Origin of the sequence: Hydrogenophaga sp. 70-12 (genome assembly GCF_001897365.1) — a bacterium.
GTDB classification, from domain to species: Bacteria; Pseudomonadota; Gammaproteobacteria; order Burkholderiales; family Burkholderiaceae_C; genus Hydrogenophaga; species Hydrogenophaga borbori.
In genome coordinates this window covers 1-17714 of sequence record NZ_MKSS01000091.1, presented here as the reverse complement: position 1 = coordinate 17714, position 17714 = coordinate 1, and the positions used below count along the sequence as shown (strand labels likewise).

At 69.8% G+C, this 17714-nt stretch carries 13 protein-coding genes and 1 pseudogene; 11 read left to right on the top strand and 3 right to left on the bottom strand.

What is annotated here, in order from left to right; translation table 11 throughout:
- Positions 1–151, top strand: a pseudogene (locus BGO22_RS05855) (peptidase M20); the annotation flags it as partial.
- Positions 152–218: 67 nt separating this feature from the next.
- Here BGO22_RS05855 and BGO22_RS05850 read toward each other — a convergent pair.
- A complete protein-coding gene (locus BGO22_RS05850) occupies positions 219–1592 on the bottom strand; it encodes a hypothetical protein (protein WP_139146923.1) in 1374 nt (457 codons plus the stop codon).
- Positions 1593–1594: 2 nt separating this feature from the next.
- The gene (locus tag BGO22_RS05845) at positions 1595–2512 is read right to left on the bottom strand and encodes a hypothetical protein (RefSeq protein ID WP_175442781.1); all 918 of its coding nucleotides are present in this window, start codon (positions 2510–2512) and stop codon (positions 1595–1597) included.
- A gap of 224 nt (positions 2513–2736) precedes the next feature.
- Between BGO22_RS05845 and BGO22_RS05840 the strand changes: the two genes are divergently transcribed.
- The 8 genes from BGO22_RS05840 to BGO22_RS05805 all read left to right on the top strand — a co-directional run bounded on the left by BGO22_RS05840 (position 2737) and on the right by BGO22_RS05805 (position 14018).
- Positions 2737–5013, top strand: a complete 2277-nt coding sequence (locus BGO22_RS05840) for an NADP-dependent malic enzyme (RefSeq protein WP_070397495.1) — start codon at positions 2737–2739, stop codon at positions 5011–5013.
- A 297-nt stretch (positions 5014–5310) separates the two neighbouring features.
- Positions 5311–6345, top strand: coding sequence for an ABC transporter substrate-binding protein (locus tag BGO22_RS05835; protein ID WP_070397494.1), 1035 nt, complete (start codon positions 5311–5313; stop codon positions 6343–6345).
- 63 nt (positions 6346–6408) lie between these two features.
- A complete protein-coding gene (locus tag BGO22_RS05830) occupies positions 6409–7245 on the top strand; it encodes an ABC transporter ATP-binding protein (RefSeq protein ID WP_070397493.1) in 837 nt (278 codons plus the stop codon).
- Between the two features lie 7 nt (positions 7246–7252).
- Positions 7253–8029 (top strand): ABC transporter permease, encoded by a 777-nt coding sequence (locus BGO22_RS05825; protein ID WP_070397492.1) that lies wholly within the window; start codon positions 7253–7255, stop codon positions 8027–8029.
- A gap of 119 nt (positions 8030–8148) precedes the next feature.
- Positions 8149–9255 carry a hypothetical protein gene (locus BGO22_RS05820; RefSeq protein ID WP_139146921.1) on the top strand — a complete coding sequence of 369 codons (1107 nt, stop codon included), beginning with the start codon at positions 8149–8151 and terminating at the stop codon, positions 9253–9255.
- Between the two features lie 41 nt (positions 9256–9296).
- Complete coding sequence (locus BGO22_RS05815) at positions 9297–10127, top strand: urease accessory protein UreD (protein ID WP_070397490.1); 831 nt, start codon at positions 9297–9299, stop codon at positions 10125–10127.
- A 119-nt stretch (positions 10128–10246) separates the two neighbouring features.
- A complete protein-coding gene (locus tag BGO22_RS05810; RefSeq protein WP_070397489.1) occupies positions 10247–12238 on the top strand; it encodes a hypothetical protein in 1992 nt (663 codons plus the stop codon).
- 109 nt (positions 12239–12347) lie between these two features.
- A complete protein-coding gene (locus tag BGO22_RS05805) occupies positions 12348–14018 on the top strand; it encodes a response regulator (protein ID WP_070397488.1) in 1671 nt (556 codons plus the stop codon).
- A 29-nt stretch (positions 14019–14047) separates the two neighbouring features.
- Here BGO22_RS05805 and BGO22_RS05800 read toward each other — a convergent pair whose 3' ends face one another.
- Positions 14048–14956, bottom strand: coding sequence for a LysR family transcriptional regulator (locus tag BGO22_RS05800; RefSeq protein WP_070397487.1), 909 nt, complete (start codon positions 14954–14956; stop codon positions 14048–14050).
- A gap of 98 nt (positions 14957–15054) precedes the next feature.
- Here BGO22_RS05800 and BGO22_RS05795 point away from each other — a divergent pair, with 98 nt between their 5' ends.
- A complete protein-coding gene (locus BGO22_RS05795) occupies positions 15055–17214 on the top strand; it encodes a thiamine pyrophosphate-dependent enzyme (RefSeq protein ID WP_070397486.1) in 2160 nt (719 codons plus the stop codon).
- A gap of 7 nt (positions 17215–17221) precedes the next feature.
- The coding region (locus tag BGO22_RS05790; RefSeq protein WP_286849612.1) for a 2-oxoacid:acceptor oxidoreductase family protein at positions 17222–17714 on the top strand (493 nt) is incomplete at its 3' end.

Here is a 17714-nt window from a genome sequence, read left to right as displayed (position 1 = left end):
GCGCGGCATCCCCGGCGTCATCTACGGCGCCGGCCCGCGCACCGTGCGCGAGTCCAACGCCAAGCGCGCCGACGAACACGTGCGCCTGGACGACCTGCGACGCGCCACCAAAGTCGTCGCGCGCACGCTGCACGACTTGCTGCGGGCCTGAGGGCTTCGCTCGCTGACGGGACCACGCGGGGCGGCCGGGCGCTGGCAGGCCCGCCGCCGACCGGCCCCTAGCGGCTGGTGGTGTCCGGGACGTTCTGGCGCCACGTGTAATCGAACTTGCAGAAGTACTCCGCCACGAAGACACCCGGCATGGTGTTGGACACCGAGTTCTTCGCCAGTTCGCAGCCACACGGACCCATGCCGATGAAGTCGTTCTTGCTGCCGATGAACCCGTCGCGGATGGACTTGGTCCACTTGGTGCACCAAGCGTCGGCGTTCTTCTTGCCCGTGACCTGGCTGTCCCACTGGTCGGTCCGCACCTTGGGCAAGCCCGGGTAGCTACGCTGGCCGCCGCCGGCGTTTGGCGCGGGCGCCTGGGCGTTCCCGGGGCTGGGCGCGCGGGCGGCGGCGTTCCCTGTTGCCGTGGCCTGTGGCGTCGCGGCCGGCCGCGACGGGGCGCTGGTCGGCCGGCCCGGCGCGGCGGCGTTGTCCGCGCTCCCCTGCAGCCGGCGGAACTCGGCCACGGAGATCGGCGTGGGGGCGCGGCCTGCGGCCGCCGCCGCGGGCGGACGCGCACCGGGCGCCATGGGCGAGCGCTCGCCGCGGATCAGGCCCGTCATCGAGTCGAGCGTCGCGCGGTCGGCCGCGGCCATGGCGCGCGCGCTGCCATAAATGATGGCGGCGCCGGCCGCGACGTTCAGGATGGTGTTGAAGGCCTCCCGGCTGGCGCGCTGCTCCTCGGCCAGTTCTGCCGCATTGGCGGCGCGGTCCGCCACGAAGGTGGAGCGCAGGCTTTCCAGGTAGTCCGGGCGGGCGCGGATCAGCCGGATGTCCGCTTCGGGCCGGGTCGGCTCGCTGATGAACAGCCCGCGGACCACTTCGTCCAGCTCGGTGTCGATCCTGGCGCCAACGAAGACGAAGGCGCCCGAGCGCAGAAAGGTCTTGCCGTAGCCGGGCAGCTCCACCGAATCGCGGATGGGGATGTAGTCGAACTCGCCTTCCCAGAGGATGCCGCGCGTGTCGGTGTAGGTGCCGCTCTTGTACGAGGACACGGTTTCCCGGGTGAAGGGATTGCTCACGGCGAAGAAGGTCCCGGAGAACGAGGCCACGCGCGGCGCCTGGCTCATGGCCAGCGAGTCCTTCATGCAGGTGCGGATGATCGTGCCCGACACCGGGCGCTTCTGCGCGTCGTAGGTCAGGGCGTGCGTCCTGTCCGGCTGGCAGGGCCAGCGGATCTGGTACGTGCCGGCCATCTGTTCGCCATGGGCGCGCGCCCCGGTGATCTCGGTGCCATCGAGGTAGCGCAGGGTCCCGATGCCGTTGCGGCAGTCCCCTGCGATGCACTCGGCGTGGGCCGGGCGCTTGAATTCCGCTTCGGTGTAGCTCCGGCTGGCGCAGCCCGCGACCAGGCTCGCCAACAACAGGTGGATCAATGGGCGCATGCTCAGTCCGCCGGGCAGGTGTTGGTCAGGACCTTTTCCCCCTCCTGCCAGCACACCGTCGAGGCCGCAATGGGGAACTGCCCCATCATGCCGGCGAAGGTCTGCTGGGGCCCGTGAAGCTTGCCGTTTCGCCGCAGCGTGCGGGAGTCGTGGTGCCCGGGGCCGCCAAACGCCCCATAGCCGTCCTCGACCACCTGCCCGTCCGGGCGTGAGAAGCGCGTGCGGGTGGTCAGGCTGAGCGCGCCATCGACGGTGGTGCGGGCGATGGCCACCGAGGTTTTGGGCGCCGGCCCGGCCACCGTGAAGGCCATGAAGAACACGGTGGATATCTTGGGCTTGGGCTGCGCCGCCATCATGTCCGCGGTCGCCCGGTCGGCGTACTCCGTCTGCTGCGACAAGGTGGTCCCCGTCACCAGCACCGCGCCGTCCGGCCGGCCCTGCAGGGCCTGGGCCCGCACGCGGATGAGGTTGTGGTACTTCAGCGTGATCTGGCTGCTGCCGACGGTTTGGTCGTATTCGACCCAGAACTCGACGGGGCCCGACAGCTTGCCCCCTTCGCATTGGGCGCGCACCGGCGTGACCACCTTGTTGGCATACACGATCCTGCTGGGCGGCATGCCGCCGGAACGCGCGTCGTTCACCAGTTCCGCTTTCGCGACCGGGTCGTTGTCCGAGTCGACGGTGTTCGCGAACACATCCAGTTCGGCCGGGGACACGGCACAAGGCCAGGCCAGCGCGTCCTTGGGCGCGGCCAGCGCGACCGGATGGGCCATGTACCGCTGGTATTCGGCGCTTGCCGCCGCCATCAGCGGTTGCAAGGGCTCGTCCTTCAGTGCCGGGAACGCCAGGGCCTGGCCGCACCACAAGGGCAACGCCAGCAAAAGGTTCGCGCGCAGCGCGTGGGAAGGCTTCATGGACATGGGCATGGGTCTCGATGGGCTAGGACCACCCAAGCCTATTGAGCGGGGGCGCGCCGCCGAATAGTGCAGATGCACCATGGACCCGCCGGTCCGTTGCCCTCCGTGACGCGGGTCACGCCTTGCCCTGGGAGACTTCAGCGCGAGGTCATGCCCGGACCCGGCCGAACCCATCGTGTCCTCCTGCGACAATCCGCGCTCGCAACCGGTCCATTGAGGAGACAAGCATGACCCCCGCCGAACAGGCCTTGCGCGACGCCGCGCTTGAGTACCACCGCGCGCCCCGCCGGGGCAAGATCGCCGTCACCCCGACCAAGCCGCTGTCCAACCAGCGCGACCTGTCCCTGGCCTACTCGCCCGGCGTGGCCTATCCCTGCCTGGAGATCCAGGCCGACCCGAACAAGGCCGCCGACTACACCAGCCGCGGCAACCTGGTGGGCGTGATCACCAACGGCACGGCCGTGCTGGGCCTGGGCGACATCGGCCCGCTGGCCGGCAAGCCCGTGATGGAGGGCAAGGGCTGCCTGTTCAAGAAGTTCGCCGGCATCGACGTCTTCGACATCGAACTCGCCGAGCGCGACCCGGACAAGCTGGTGGACATCATCGCCGCGCTGGAGCCCACGCTGGGCGGCATCAACCTCGAGGACATCAAGGCGCCCGAGTGCTTCTACGTCGAGAAGAAGCTGCGCGAGCGCCTCAACATCCCGGTCTTCCACGACGACCAGCACGGCACCGCCATCATCAGCGCGGCCGCGCTGATCAACGGCCTGGAGCTGGTGGGCAAGGCCATCGGCGACGTCACGGTGGCCGTCTCGGGCGCGGGCGCCGCCGCCATCGCCTGCCTGGACGTGATGGTGGGACTGGGCGTCTCGCGCGATCGCATCTACGTCTGCGACTCCAAGGGCGTGCTGTACCAGGGCCGCCCCGGCGGCATGGACGAGTCCAAGCAGCGCTATGCGCAGGCCACCGACAAGCGCACCCTGGCCGACGCGGTGAACGGCGCCGACGTGTTCCTGGGCTGCTCGGCCCCCGGCGTGATGACGGCCGAGATGGTCAAGACCATGGCCGCCAAGCCCATCATCCTGGCCCTGGCCAACCCCGAGCCCGAGATCCGCCCCGAGCTGGCCAAGGCCGTGCGGCCCGACTGCATCATCGCCACCGGCCGCAGCGACTACCCGAACCAGGTCAACAACGTCCTGTGCTTCCCCTACATCTTCCGCGGCGCGCTCGACTGCGGCGCCACCCGCATCACGGAAGAGATGAAGCTGGCCTGCGTGCGCCAGATCGCCGACCTGGTGAAGAGCGAGACCAGCGAGGAAGTGGCCAACGCCTACGCCGGCCAGGAGCTGAGCTTCGGCCCCGATTACCTGATCCCCAAGCCCTTCGACTCGCGCCTGATCCTGCGCATCGCGCCCGCCGTGGCGCAGGCCGCGGCCGACTCCGGCGTGGCCACGCGGCCCATCGCCGACATGGACGCCTACCGCCAGCAGCTCGGGCGTTTCGTCTACCAGACCGGCATCCTCATGCAGCCGGTGTTCAACGCCGCCAAGGCCCAGCCCAAGAAGCAGCGCGTGGCCTACGCCGACGGCGAGGACGAGCGCGCCCTGCGCGCCGCGCAGATGGCCATCGACGACGGCCTGGCCCACCCCATCCTCATCGGCCGGCCGGCCGTGATCGAGGCGCGCATCGCCAAGGCCGGTCTGCGCATGCGCCTCGGCGTGGACGTGGAAAACGTCAACCCCGAGGACGACCCGCGCTTTCGCCAGTACTGGGAGCACTACCACCAGCTGATGGGCCGCCAGGGCGCCACGCCCGAGGTCGCCAAGGCCGCGGTGCGCCGCTCCAACACCATCATCGGCTCGCTCATGATCTCGCTCGGCGACGCCGACGCCCTCATCTGCGGTCTGGTGGGCAGCTACATGACGCACCTGGAGCGCATCGACAGCATCCTGGGCCGCCGCGAAGGCGCCAAGCTGTACGCCGCGGTCAACGCCCTCATGACCGACCGCGGCCCGGTGTTCATCGCCGACACCTACGTCAACGAGGACCCGAGCGCCGAGGAGCTGGCCGAGATCGCCGCCATGGCCGCGCACGCGGTCCAGCGCTTCGGCCACCAGCCGCGCGTGGCCTTCCTGTCGCACTCCAGCTACGGCTCCAGCAAGCGCGCCTCGGCGCGCAAGATGGCGCGCGCCCGCGACCTCTTCGTGGCCAGCCACCCCGGCATCGAGTGCGACGGCGAGCTGCACGGCGACGCCGCGCTGCAGCCCGAGATCCGCAGCGCCTACCTGGCCGAGAGCAGCCTCACCGGCTCGGCCAACCTGCTGGTGTGCCCGAACCTGGACGCGGCCAACATCCTCTACAACGTGATGAAGACCACCACCAGCGGCGGCGTCACGGTGGGCCCGGTGCTCATGGGTGTCAAGGGCGCGGTGCACATCCTCACGCCCGCGGCCACCGTGCGCCGCGTGCTCAACATGACGGCACTGGCGGCGGCCCAGGCCTGAGTGCGGCGCCCCCCGGGACCAGCCCGGGGGTGCGGCGCACCACATCGGGGTAACAATGCGCCCCACGGCGGTGCCCACACCGCCGTGGGGCATGCCATTTCAGGGTATGTCTGGATAACCCCGACCCGACCCCGCACGGAGAATGTGTATACAGATTTCGTGTGCAAAAAAGGCCACGGCCACCCCGCCGCCAGCGGCCGCGCACTGGCACCGATGTTGCTATCCGTTCCGCATGGCCCGCCGGCCCCCGCCAGCGGCGCCTATCCCCAACGACGACTCGCCAGCCTTGGAGAAACCATGAACAAACGCCGCTTCCTCCAGACCACCGCCGCCCTGGCGCTGGCCGCCAGCTTCGCGGGCGCCGCGCACGCGCAAACCCCTATCAAGTTCCAGCTCGACTGGCGCTTCGAAGGCCCCGCCGCCCTGTTCCTGCAGTCCGCCGCCAAGGGCTACTACAAGCAGGCCGGGCTGGACGTGACCATCGACTCCGGCAACGGCTCCAGCGGCGCCGTCACCCGCGTGGCCTCGGGCACCTACGACATGGGCTTCGCCGACATGGCCGCCCTGATGGAGTTCCATGCCAACAACCCCGACGCGCCCAACAAGCCGGTCGCGGTGATGATGGTCTACAACAACACGCCGGCCGCGGTGCTCGCGCTCAAGAAAAGCGGCATCACCAAGCCCAAAGACCTGGAAGGCCGCAAGCTCGGCGCGCCCGTGTTCGACGCCGGCCGCAAGGGCTTTCCCATCTTCCAGAAGGCCAACCACATCAACAGCGTGAGCTGGACCTCCATGGACCCACCGCTGCGCGAGACCATGCTGGTGCGCGGCGACATCGAGGCCATCACCGGCTTCTCGTTCACCTCGCTGCTCAACCTGGAAGCGCGCGGCGTCAAGACGGAAGACGTGGTGATCCTGCCCTTCGCCGAACACGGCGTGAAGCTCTACGGCAACGTGATCGTGGCCACGCCCAAGCTGATCGCCGAGAACCCCGGCGCAGTGAAGGCCTTCCTCTCGGCCTTCGCCAAGGGCGCCAAGGAAGTGATGGCCAATCCGGCCGCCACCATCGAGACCGTCAAGGCGCGCGACGGCATCATCAACGTGCCCCTGGAAACGCGCCGTCTGCAGCTGGCCATCGACGCCGTGGTGGCCAGCCCCGACGCGCGCCGGGAAGGCTTCGGCCAGGTCGTGCCGGGCCGCCTGGCCCTGATGGCCTCGGAGGTGTCGGACGCCTACGCCACCAAGACCCGCGTCGACCCGTCCAAGGTCTGGAACGGCAGCATGCTGCCCAGCAAGGCCGAACTCGACATCCTGCCGCCCGCCAAGAAGTAAAGCCCGCGCGGACCGGGGCCAGCCTCCCCAGCGGGTGGCTGGCCCTTCTCACGAAAGAAGCCCATGTCGACCAACGCCCCGCCCAACGACGCCGCCTTCGTCGATTTCGACCAGGTCTGGCTCGCCTACAACGAGGACCTGCTGGCCCGCAAGGTCTTCGCCGTCGAGGACATCAACCTGAAGGTCCAGCGCGGCGAGTTCATCGCCATCGTCGGTCCTTCGGGTTGCGGCAAATCCACCTTCATGAAGCTCACCACGGGCCTGAAGATGCCCAGCATGGGCCAGATCCGCATCGACGGCCAGCCCGTGACCGGCCCGCTGAAGATCTCGGGCATGGCCTTCCAGGCGCCTTCGCTGCTGCCCTGGCGCACCACGCTGGACAACGTGCTGCTGCCGCTGGAAATCGTCGAGCCCTACCGCCACCAGTTCAAGGACCGCCGCAAGGAGTTCGAGGAGCGCGCGCTCAAGCTGCTGGAGAGCGTGGGCCTGGGCGGCATGGGCCAGAAGTTTCCCTGGGAGCTGTCGGGTGGCATGCAGCAACGCGCCAGCATCTGCCGCGCGCTCATCCACGAACCCAAGATGCTGCTGCTCGACGAGCCCTTCGGCGCGCTCGACGCCTTCACCCGCGAGGAGCTGTGGTGCACCCTGCGCGACCTGTGGGAAGCGCAGCGCTTCAACGTCATCCTGGTCACGCACGACCTGCGCGAATCGGTCTTTCTCGCCGACACGGTGTATTGCATGAGCAAGAGCCCGGGCCGATTCGTCGTCAAGCGCGAGATTCAGATTCCGCGCACGCGCGAGCTCGAAGTCACCTACACCAAGGACTTCACCGACGTCGTGCACGAGCTGCGCGGCCACATCGGCGCCATGCGCAAGGCCGGCGCCGTCATCAACCAATGAGCGCGCCATGACCAGCCAACAACGAAAGAACCTCGAGCGCTTCTCGCCGCTGCTGCTGCTGATCGCGATCGTGGTGGTCTGGGAACTCATCACCGTCGGCTTCGGCGTGTCCGAGTTCATCTTCCCCAGCCCCTCGCGCATCTGGGAACAGACGCTGGAGCACAAGGCCACCATCATGGGCCACGCCTGGCGCACCTTCTGGGTCACCATGGCCGGCTTCGGCCTCGCCATCGTGGTGGGCGTGCTGCTGGGCTTTCTCATCGGCAGCTCGCGCCTGGCCTACGCGGCGGTCTATCCGCTGATGACCGCCTTCAACGCCCTGCCCAAGGCGGCCTTCGTGCCCATCCTGGTGGTGTGGTTCGGCATCGGCGTGGGCCCGGCCATCCTCACGGCCTTCCTCATCAGCTTCTTCCCCATCATGGTCAACATCGCCACCGGCCTGGCCACGCTGGAGCCCGAGTTGGAGGACGTGCTGCGCGTGCTGGGCGCCAAGCGCTGGGACGTGCTCACCAAGGTGGGCCTGCCGCGCTCCATGCCCTATTTCTTCGGCTCGCTCAAGGTCGCCATCACCCTCGCCTTCGTGGGCACCACGGTGTCGGAGATGACCGCCTCGAACGAAGGCATCGGCTACCTGCTGATCTCCGCCGGCTCGTCCATGCAGATGGGCCTGGCCTTCAGCGGCCTGCTGGTGGTGGGCGTGATGGCCATGGCCATGTACGAGCTGTTCAGCTTCATCGAGAAGCACACCACGGGCTGGGCGCACCGGGGCTCACAGGGCGGCTGAAGAGCGATCTGGAAACCTTGACCGCCAGGAGCCGCGTGGGAACCGGCTCCCGCCGCGGCGACCACAGAGCGCGGAAGCCTGCCGCACGGGCAGGCCAACCACCGCAATGCCCCGTTGCCATGAAGCGCTCAAGCCATCTCGTCAACCCCTTGTTCTCATCCCACAGCCAATGGACGCTGGCGTCCGTGCGCGTGCCACACCCCCTCGCCCGCATCGCCCCCTGGAACACGGCCCTTCCAGCCACGCGGGCGCCTTTGGACAGCGCGCTGCGCGACGCCCCGCCGCTGGTGTGGGGCCATCACCACCCAGGCATGGGCGACCAGCCCGTGCGCGGTTCCCAGCCGGTCTGCCTGCCCCCCACCGAGACCTTGCCGCCCCTGTTCCAGCCCGTGGGCGACCTGAGCCACATCGGCCAGCGCGCCGAACAGGTGCTGCTGGACGCCGCGTCGGATCCTCCGCATTTTCTCGACACCCTGAAAGGGCTGCTGGGCCCCGCCCGGCAACTGGCCGAACACCGCCAGATCGACCCCACGCAGGGTGCCTGCCTGGAACGGCTGCCGATCACCGCACTGGCCATCGCGCACCAGCAGGGCCTCACGCAAGACGCCGAGTACCTGAAGGGCCTCGGCGCGCTCGCCCTGGAGCACAGGGAAGGGCTTTCGCTGGGCGAACAGCGGCGGCTGCTCAGCGACCTCGAGGCCGCGCTGCAGGACCATGCCGACACCCATGACACAGGTCTGTCGCCGCCGCCCGGCCAACGCCAGGCGCTGGAACAAGACCCCTTCGTCGCCGACTTTCTGCCGCGCGACCCGCGCACCCTGGGAGAGGCCTCGTTGGAGGAAAAAGAGGCTTGCCTGAAGGCGCTCGTGAACCAGCACCCGCCTTGCGGCCCTTTCTTCGTCGCGCAATGGGCCTGGGCGGCGAGGCACTGGACGGAACCCGAGCTGCGCCCCTACCTGCTCGACGGTGTCAAACAACTGCTGACCGAAGCCGCCAAGGGCGTGCAGGGCAACCACCCCTTTCGGGGCACCTTCCTCTTCGAGCGCTTCCCCGAGCGTCTGCTGATCGATGCGTTCTACCGCGTGGGCGGGCCCGACAACGCCAAGCTGCTCCAAGTCCCAACGCTGACCGACCGAAGCCGGAGCTTGCTCAACCACTACCTCCAGAACACCGACATTCCCGAGGCGGATCGCCAGCGACTGCGGCACTGGCATTCGATCGACTGAACCACCGGCGGCGGCCCGGCACCCGCCCCTACACTCGCCGCATGCCCTGGCACGCCACCCTCGACCTGAGCTACCGCCGCGACGGTCCGCGCACCACGCTGCGGCACCGGCACGACGGACCGCTGCGCATCCTCAAAAGCCTCCACCCCGAGGGCGAGGGCGTCTGCCACAACGTGATCGTTCACCCGCCGGGCGGCCTGGTCGGCGGCGACACCCTGGACATCCGCGCGCACGCCGAGGCCGGGGCGCACGCGCTCATCAGCACGCCTGGCGCCACGCGCTTCTACCGCAGCGACGGGCCCGAGGCCGCGCAGCGCGTGCAGCTGCGCGTGGACGAGGGCGCGCGCCTCGAATGGCTGCCGCTGGAAGCCATCGCCTACCCCCAATGCCGGGCGCGCAACGCGCTCACCCTGGAGATCGCCCCGGGCGGCGAGTGCCTGGGCTGGGACGTCTGCGCCTTGGGCCTGCCCGCCGCCGGCCAGGCCTTCAGCCAGGGCAGCCTGCTGCAGGAGTTGCAGTGGCCCGGCGTGTGGCTGGAGCGCGCGCGCATCGACGCGAGCGACACCCGCCTGCTCGACAGCCCCCTGGGCCTGGCCGGGCAGCGCGCCCTGGGCACGTTGTGGCTGGCGAGCGGCGAGCCCTGGCCCAGTGCACGGCGAGAAGCACTGCTCGACAGCGTGCGCCTGGCCCTGGCCGGCGCGTCACCCGAGGTGCGGACCGGCGCCACCTGCCCCGACCCGCGCCTGCTCCTGGTGCGTGCACTCGGGCCGCAGGTCGAACCGCTCATGGCGGTCTTGCAGCGCGCCTGGGCAGCGCTGCGCGAACAAGCCTGGGCGCTGAGCGGCACCGCCCCCCGCATCTGGCGGGTCTGAGACCGGCTCCCTCGGGACACGGCTGCAACGCCGCGGCGGGCCGGCGATGGCGTGGCGGGCGACAGGAACCGCCGGCCAGGCGGCATCACTCACCAGCACGCCAGTCCGCCCTCCCGCTCATGCGCAGCCAAAGCATTCCCCCCCACGTGGTCGCCACGCGCCACCTCTTGACGCCAAGCCCCCTCAGCTCAGGCTCGGCACCGCAGCACCCGACGATCCGGCATGCAGCGCCCGACGACACCCAGCGGGCAGTCCCTGGCGCGCAGGCGGGGCCGGACCAGGAGCCGCCCACCCCCGACGACGGCATCGCCAGCTCGCTGCACCGCTTCACCACCGCCTTTTGCCAGCACCCCAACGACCCCAACGGCGAAAGCCTGCTGCTGGCCAACCTGCTGTCGCTGGTGCCTCGGATTCAGACACAGGCCCACATGAACCTGTGCGTTGGCGCCCTGGACGGGTTCGCGGGCATGCCCAACATCGGCGCGTTCGAGCAGCGGTTGAATGCGCACGCCGAACGCCAGCAGCTCCTCGGGCCGGACCAGGTTCGCATCGATGCCCGCTACAGCAGCACCCTCTCGCTCGACCTGCTGGCCGGTGGCCAGGGCGATCGCTGGACCTTGAACTGGGCCGGCGCCATCGAGCGGCTGCTGCAGCCCTACCGCGACTGGTTGGCGACCGACGCGGGGCAGCGCTGGAACACCCACGTGCCCCCGGGTTTGCTGAATGCCTTGACACAGTGGCTGCCGGCCATGAAGGAGCAGTCGGCGAACCTGAAGCAACTGCTGGCGTTTCTCGAGGGGCTGAGCTGGCTGCCTCCCGACAACGCCTTGACGGAATGCCTGGTGGCCGCGACGCTGGAACACAGCTTGCGCCTGCTTGTGCAGACCGCGCTGTCCGAGGTGGTGTCGCACACGCGGGCAGAAGATGGCTACCTGCTCCAGAACATGCAGGGGCTGTGTGTCCCGCTGGCACTGAAGCTGTTGTGCCAGCCCTGCCGCCACACGGTGCCGTTCATGGGCATCGACGCCGAAATGGCGAGGCTGAAATCGGCATACGACAGCGCCATGGCGAGCGCCCCCGTGGAGGCACCCGAGCCCGGTCTGCAGGACAGCCATCTCCCGTCGCGGACCGAGGCGGCCAGACAGCTGCTCGACGCGGCCCTGACACTGCTGCCCCACGTCGCCTCGCCCGCCGAGCTGCTCAAGGTGAAGGTCGTGACGAACTACCGTCGGAAGGAGACCCATCCGGGGGACTTCGACCGCCGCATGTTCCTGCAAAAGCTGCGCTGGGCCTTGGGCATTCCCAACCTGGCCACCGATCTCGGCCCCCTGGACGACGACGTGCTGGTGTTGAATGTCCTGCGCCTTCTGCTGGTGGCGCCCCAGGCCCCGGCTTTGCTCAATACCTGGGGCCCGTCTGCCGATGCCTGGAACCCACTGAAGCAGGCCATGGACGAGGAGGTGGTCCCGCCCCCCTACCTGGACACGCCGCCGCCATCGGACGCCCTGGACAAACAAGTGCAGCTGGCGCTCACCTGCACGCAGCGCGCCCCCGATGCCCAGGCCCTGGTCGAGGCGCTCCTGGTGGCGCTGCGCCGCCTGCCGGCGCCGGGGCAGGACAGGGTCTGTCGATCGGTGCGGCAGGCCTTTGGCGCACAGGAAGCGACAACGCTGGCCGTGGTCGCGCACGCCGAGCCCTCTGCCGCGACCTTCAGCGCCGATCGGCCCCCTGCCGTGAACACCCCTGCCACCGCGGCGACGCCGGAAACCGGGACCGGCTTCTCCACGCGCCTTCAATACGCGCAAGAGGTCTTTGAGCGCTCGCCGAAAGGCCTCAACTCCGGTCAAGTGTTCATCAACGCCCTGAGCGCCGCCGTCCACGCGATCGCGTCGCCCGATCAGGTCGACCAGCTGTACATGGCCACCGCCTCGTTCATGCGGCATCTCAAGTCACGCAACAACCAAAAGAGGCAGGCTTTCGAAGACCAGCTGCGCAATGCCCTGCGCGCGCGCATCGACGACGTGCGACGGAACCATGGCCTTGAGACCGACCCCGCGGTGCACACCACCACCTTCGCGGGCGCCCTGTCCACGCTGCGCGCCTTGCTCTGAGACCGCCGATCGACGAATCTGCGCCGCTCGCACCGCGCTTTTTCCCGCACCGGTCCCGGCGCCCAGCCCGCAGAATCCCCAAACGGCCCCCTGCGGGCCGGGCCGTTTCATGCACGTCACCGACAACCCCCTGCACACCGCATCGGCCCTCGTCATCGAGGGCAACGCCCAATCGCGCGCGATCATCGTTTCGCAGCTGCGGGACCTGGGCGTGGGCAACGTGGCGCAGTGCGCGCGCGTGCACGACGCGCGCCGCCGCCTGGAGGCGCAGCGCTACGACGTGGTGGTCTGCGAACAGCGCTTCGACAAGGAAAGCTACTCCGGGCAGGAACTGCTGGACGACCTGCGCCGCCACCAGATCCTGCCCTTCCACACGGTGTTCGTGATGCTCACCGCCGAGGCCACCTACAGCAAGGTGGCCGAAGCGGCCGAGTCGGCGCTCGACGCCTACCTGCTCAAGCCGCACACCGCCGCCAGCCTGGGCGAGCGCATCCAGCTCGCGCGCCAGCGCAAGCAGGTGCTGCACGCCATCTTCACGGCCATCGACGCGCAGGACTTCGACCACGCCACCGCGCTGTGCCTGGCGCGCTTCGAAGCCCGGCAAGCCTACTGGCTGTACGCCGCGCGCATCGGCGCCGAGCTGCTGCTGCGCGCCGGACACATCGGCGAGGCGCAGCGCCTGTACGAGGCCGTGATCGAGGCCAAGACCCTGCCCTGGGCCCGCCTGGGCGTGGCGCGCGCGCAGCTCGAATCGGGCGTGCCGGCCAAGGCCGTCAGCACCATCGAAAGCCTGCTGGTGGACGACGACGCCTACGCCGACGCCTACGACGTCATGGGCCGCGCCCAGTTCGAGCTGGGCCAGTTCGACCAGGCCCTGGGCACCTATGCCATGGCCACGCGGCTCACGCCGCACTCGGTGAGCCGGCTGCTCAAGCACGGCATGCTGGCCTTTTATGGCGGCGACCGCGGCGAAGGCGTGGCCCTGCTGGACCGCGCGGCGCGCCTGGGCGTGGACTCCAAGCTCTTCGACCCCCAGGCCCTGGTGCTGCTGGCGCTGGCGCGCTTCGACAACAACGACACGCGCGGCCTGCAGCGCTGCGTGGACCAGCTGGCGCGCACCGCCGAGCGCAGCTTCGAGCCCGAACGCCCGCGCCGCCTGCACGAGGTGGCGGCCGCCATCAACAACCTGCACAACAAGCTGGGCGCGGCCGCGCTGGACACCACGGTCCGGCTCATGGGCGAGGTGCTCGCGCCCGGCTTCGACACCGAGAGCGCCTGCAACCTGATCACGCTGATGGTTCGCCTGGCCCAGCGCGGCACGGCGCCGGCCGGGGCCGACGCGGCCATCGGCGCCATCGCCCTGCGCTTTGGCACCAGCCGCGCCATGAGCGAGCTGCTGGCCTGCGCCGCCAAGGGCCACGAGGCCTGGGCCGAGACCTTGCGCCAGGGACACGCGCGCGTGCTGCACCTGTCCGAACAGGCCATGCGACTGAGCCTCAAGGGCGACCCCGCCGGTACGGTGGAACAGCTGCTGGCCGACGCCGAGCGCACGCGCAACGCCAAGCTCATCGAATCGGCCCACCAGGTGCTGCAGCGGCACGCCGAGCGCATCGCCACGCGAGAAGCCCTGCAGCAGCGCGTGGACGCCATGCGCCAGAGCTACCGCGCCCGCCCGCTGCGCCTGGGCGACCACGCCGGCGTGACGCCGGGTGGCGTGGCGCTGTCGACGGGTTACCGGGAACCCGAGCGCGCCGGGCTGCTCGACGCGCGGCCGGCCTGAGGCCGCGGCGCCCGGCAAGGGCTGGGCCCTCAGCACTCGGCGAACAGCTGGACCGCGACCTCGCGGAACCACCGGTGCGCCGGGTCGGCCTCGAAGCGGTGGCTCCAGTGCAGCGAGACCGTGAAATCGGCGCCCTCGAAGGGTGGCTCCAGCACCGTGCAGCCGCCAGCCTGAACGAAGCCGCGCGCGATGTTGCGCGGCATCACGCCGCACAGGTTGGTGGCTTGCACGATGGAGGGCAGCACCATGAAGTGCTCCGTGGTCAGGCGCAGGCGCTCCTGCAGGCCGGCGCGCTGCAGGATGCGCAGCGTGTCCGCGTGCGCGCGCACGGCCACGAAGTCCAGCTGCTGCAGCGCGCGCAGCTGCGCCACGCCGCGCAGCTTGCGCAGCGAGGCCACCATGGGGTGCCCGGCGCGCATCAGCACCACGTAGCGGTCGTGCAGCAGTTCCACGCGGCGCGTCTCGCGGACCTGTGGCAGGAAGCCAAACGCGAAATCGATCGCGCCCGCGTCCAGCGACTCGGCCAGCGCCGCGTGCGGCACCGGCTGCGTGGCCACGCGCACGCCCGGCGCCTGCGCGTGCAGCCAGGCCATCAGTTCGGGCAGGAAGCGCCCCTCGCCGATGTCGCTCATGTGCACACGGAAGAGGTGGCGCGAGGTGGAGGGGTCGAACACGCTGGTGCGCCCGAGCGCGCCTTCCAAAGCGTCCAGCGCGTCCTGCACCGCTTCGGCCAAGGCCACGGCGCGCGGCGTGGGCCGCACCCCGCCGGGGGCGCGCATGAACAGCGGGTCCTTCACCAGCAAGCGCAGCCGCGTGAGGCCATGGCTCACCGCCGGCTGCGTCAGCCCCAGGCGCTCGGCCGCCCGGCTCACGCTGCCCGCGCGGTACACCTCGGCAAACAGCCGAAGCAGGTTCAGGTCGAGGTCTTTGACATGCATGAATCTAATGTCAGTTAGTAGGCTCATTGTATGGATCGATGCCGACCGAGCGCCCATACTCGCGTGTTCGACACGACAAACCCACGGAGACACAGGCCTTGGAAGTTTCATTTGGCGAGGAGATCCAATCCCTCCAGCTCGGCGCGGGCCAGACATTTCACGGCGAAGGCATCCTCGCCATCACCAAGGGCCTGCTGCAGTCCGGCGTGTCCTACGTGGGCGGCTACCAGGGCGCACCGGTTTCGCACCTGCTCGACGTCATGGTGCAGGCCAAGCCCTACCTCGACACCCTGGGCGTGCACGTGGAGGCCTGCTCCAACGAGGCCTCGGCCGCGGCCATGCTGGGCGCGTCCATCCACTACCCCGTGCGCGGCGCGGTCACCTGGAAGTCCATCGTCGGCACCAACGTGGCGGCCGACGCGCTGTCCAACCTGGCCTCGCCCGGTGTCACCGGCGGCGTGCTGATCGTCGTCGGCGAGGACTACGGCGAGGGCGCCAGCGTGATCCAGGAACGCACCCACGCCTACGCGCTCAAGAGCGGCATGCTGCTGCTCGACCCCCGGCCCGACCTGGCGCGCATGGTGCACATGGTCGAGCACGGCTTTCGCCTGTCGGAGGCCTCGAACATGCCGGCCATCATGGAGCTGCGCATCCGCGCCTGCCACGTGCGCGGCAGCTTCGAGACCAAGGACAACCTCGCGCCCGCCATCTCCACCCGCCAGCTGATCCAGGAGCCCGCGGGCTTCGACTACATGCGCCTGGCCCACCCGCCCGTGACCTTCCGCCACGAGAAGCTCAAGGGCGAGCAGCGCATCCCCGCCGCGCGCCGCTACATCGCCGACAACGGCCTGAACGAGCTGTTCGAGGGCGAGCACAAGGACCTCGGCCTCATCGTGCAGGGCGGGCTCTACAACACCCTCATCCGCTCGCTGCAGCAGTTCGGCCTGGCCGACGCCTTCGGCGAGTCGAAGATCCCCATGCTGGTGCTCAACGTCACCAGCCCACTGGTGCCCGAGCAGCTGGAGCGCTTCTGCGAGGGCAAGCGCGCCGTGCTGATGATCGAGGAAGGCCAGCCCGAGTACATCGAGCAGGAACTGGCCACGCTGCTGCGCCGCGCCGGCATTCCCACGCCGCTGCACGGCAAGGACCTGCTGCCCAGCGCCGGTGAATACACGGCCGAGGTGATGTCCCAGGGCCTCGCGGGTTTCGTCGAGAAGTACCTGGCCAGCGACGCCGCCGCGCTGGGCTCGGCCCGCGCCTGGCTGCAAGGCAACGCGCAGCGCCGCGCCGACGTGGCCAAGGCCGTGGGCGGGGCCCTGCCCGCGCGACCGCCGGGCATGTGCATCGGCTGCCCCGAGCGGCCGGTGTTCTCGGCCCTCAAGCTCGCCCAGCAGGACGTGGGTCCGGTGCACATCGCGGGCGACATCGGCTGCCACGCGCTCGCCACCTTCGAGCCCTTCTCCTTCGGCCACTCCATCCTGGGCTACGGCATGAGCCTGGCCAGCCGCGCCGGCGTCTCGCCACTGATGCGCCGGCGCGTGCTGTCGGTAATGGGCGACGGCGGCTTCTGGCACAACGGCCTGCTCACCGGCGTGCAGAGCGCGCTCTTCAACGGCGACGACGCGGTGCTGCTGATCTTCAAGAACGGCTACACCTCGGCCACCGGCACGCAGGACATCATCTCCACGCCCGACGACGAGGCCAAGGCCGCCGCACCCAACAAGGCGCAGAGCCTGGCCCACGTGAACCAGACCATCGAGAGCACGCTCAAGGGCCTGGGCGTGCAATGGATGCGCACCGTTCACACCTACGAGGTGGACACCGTGCGCGCCACGCTCACCGAGGCCTTCACCACCGACTTCCAGGGCCTCAAGGTCATCGTGGCCGAGGGCGAATGCCAGCTGGAACGCCAGCGCCGCATCAAGCCCTGGATCGCCGGCCTGCTGAAGAAGGGCCAGCGCGTGGTGCGCGTGAAGTACGGCGTGGACGAGGACGTCTGCAACGGCGACCACGCCTGCATCCGCCTCTCGGGCTGCCCCACGCTCACGCTCAAGGACAACCCCGATCCGCTGAAGGTCGACCCCGTGGCCACCGTCATCGACGGCTGCGTGGGCTGCGGCCTGTGCGGCGCCAACGCGCACGCGGCCACGCTGTGCCCCTCCTTCTACCGCGCCGAGGTGGTGCAGAACCCGAAGTGGCACGAGCGCCTGCTCGATGCCGTTCGCGCGCCCTTCGTCCGCCTGTTGCAAGCCGCCTGATACCGACATGTCTTCCGCCCAACCCATTTCCCTTTTGCTCTGCGCCCTCGGCGGCGAAGGCGGCGGCACGCTGACCGACTGGCTGGTGGACACCGCGCGCCACGCCGGCTACGCGGCCCAGGCCACCAGCATCCCCGGCGTGGCCCAGCGCACCGGCGCCACCACCTATTACCTCGAGGTCTTTCCCACGCCGCTGGCCGAGCTGCGCGGCCGCCGCCCGGTGTTCGGCCTGAACCCGCTGCCCGGCCGGCTCGACGCGCTGGTCTCCTCCGAGCTGCTGGAAACCGGCCGCCAGATCGGCAACGGCCTGGCGTCGGGCGAGCACACGCTGGTCATCACCTCGTCCTCGCGCGCCTTCACCACCGCCGAGAAGATGGTGATGGGCGACGGCCGCCGCGACGAGGCCCCGCTGCTGGCGCTGGTGCGCGAGCACAGCCGCGCGCACCACGTGCTGGACATGGCCGCGCTCACGCGCGAGGCCGGCACCGTGGTCAGCGCGG

Excerpts from the sequence above, each read along its gene's own strand:
- BGO22_RS05850 (WP_139146923.1), bottom strand. The coding sequence starts at position 1,592 with ATGCGCCCATTGATCCACCTGTTGTTGGCGAGCCTGGTCGCGGGCTGC.
- BGO22_RS05845 (WP_175442781.1), bottom strand. The coding sequence starts at position 2,512 with ATGTCCATGAAGCCTTCCCACGCGCTGCGCGCGAACCTTTTGCTGGCG.
- BGO22_RS05840 (WP_070397495.1), top strand. The coding sequence starts at position 2,737 with ATGACCCCCGCCGAACAGGCCTTGCGCGACGCCGCGCTTGAGTACCAC.
- BGO22_RS05835 (WP_070397494.1), top strand. The coding sequence starts at position 5,311 with ATGAACAAACGCCGCTTCCTCCAGACCACCGCCGCCCTGGCGCTGGCC.
- BGO22_RS05830 (WP_070397493.1), top strand. The coding sequence starts at position 6,409 with ATGTCGACCAACGCCCCGCCCAACGACGCCGCCTTCGTCGATTTCGAC.
- BGO22_RS05825 (WP_070397492.1), top strand. The coding sequence starts at position 7,253 with ATGACCAGCCAACAACGAAAGAACCTCGAGCGCTTCTCGCCGCTGCTG.
- BGO22_RS05820 (WP_139146921.1), top strand. The coding sequence starts at position 8,149 with ATGAAGCGCTCAAGCCATCTCGTCAACCCCTTGTTCTCATCCCACAGC.
- BGO22_RS05815 (WP_070397490.1), top strand. The coding sequence starts at position 9,297 with ATGCCCTGGCACGCCACCCTCGACCTGAGCTACCGCCGCGACGGTCCG.
- BGO22_RS05810 (WP_070397489.1), top strand. The coding sequence starts at position 10,247 with ATGCGCAGCCAAAGCATTCCCCCCCACGTGGTCGCCACGCGCCACCTC.
- BGO22_RS05805 (WP_070397488.1), top strand. The coding sequence starts at position 12,348 with ATGCACGTCACCGACAACCCCCTGCACACCGCATCGGCCCTCGTCATC.
- BGO22_RS05800 (WP_070397487.1), bottom strand. The coding sequence starts at position 14,956 with ATGCATGTCAAAGACCTCGACCTGAACCTGCTTCGGCTGTTTGCCGAG.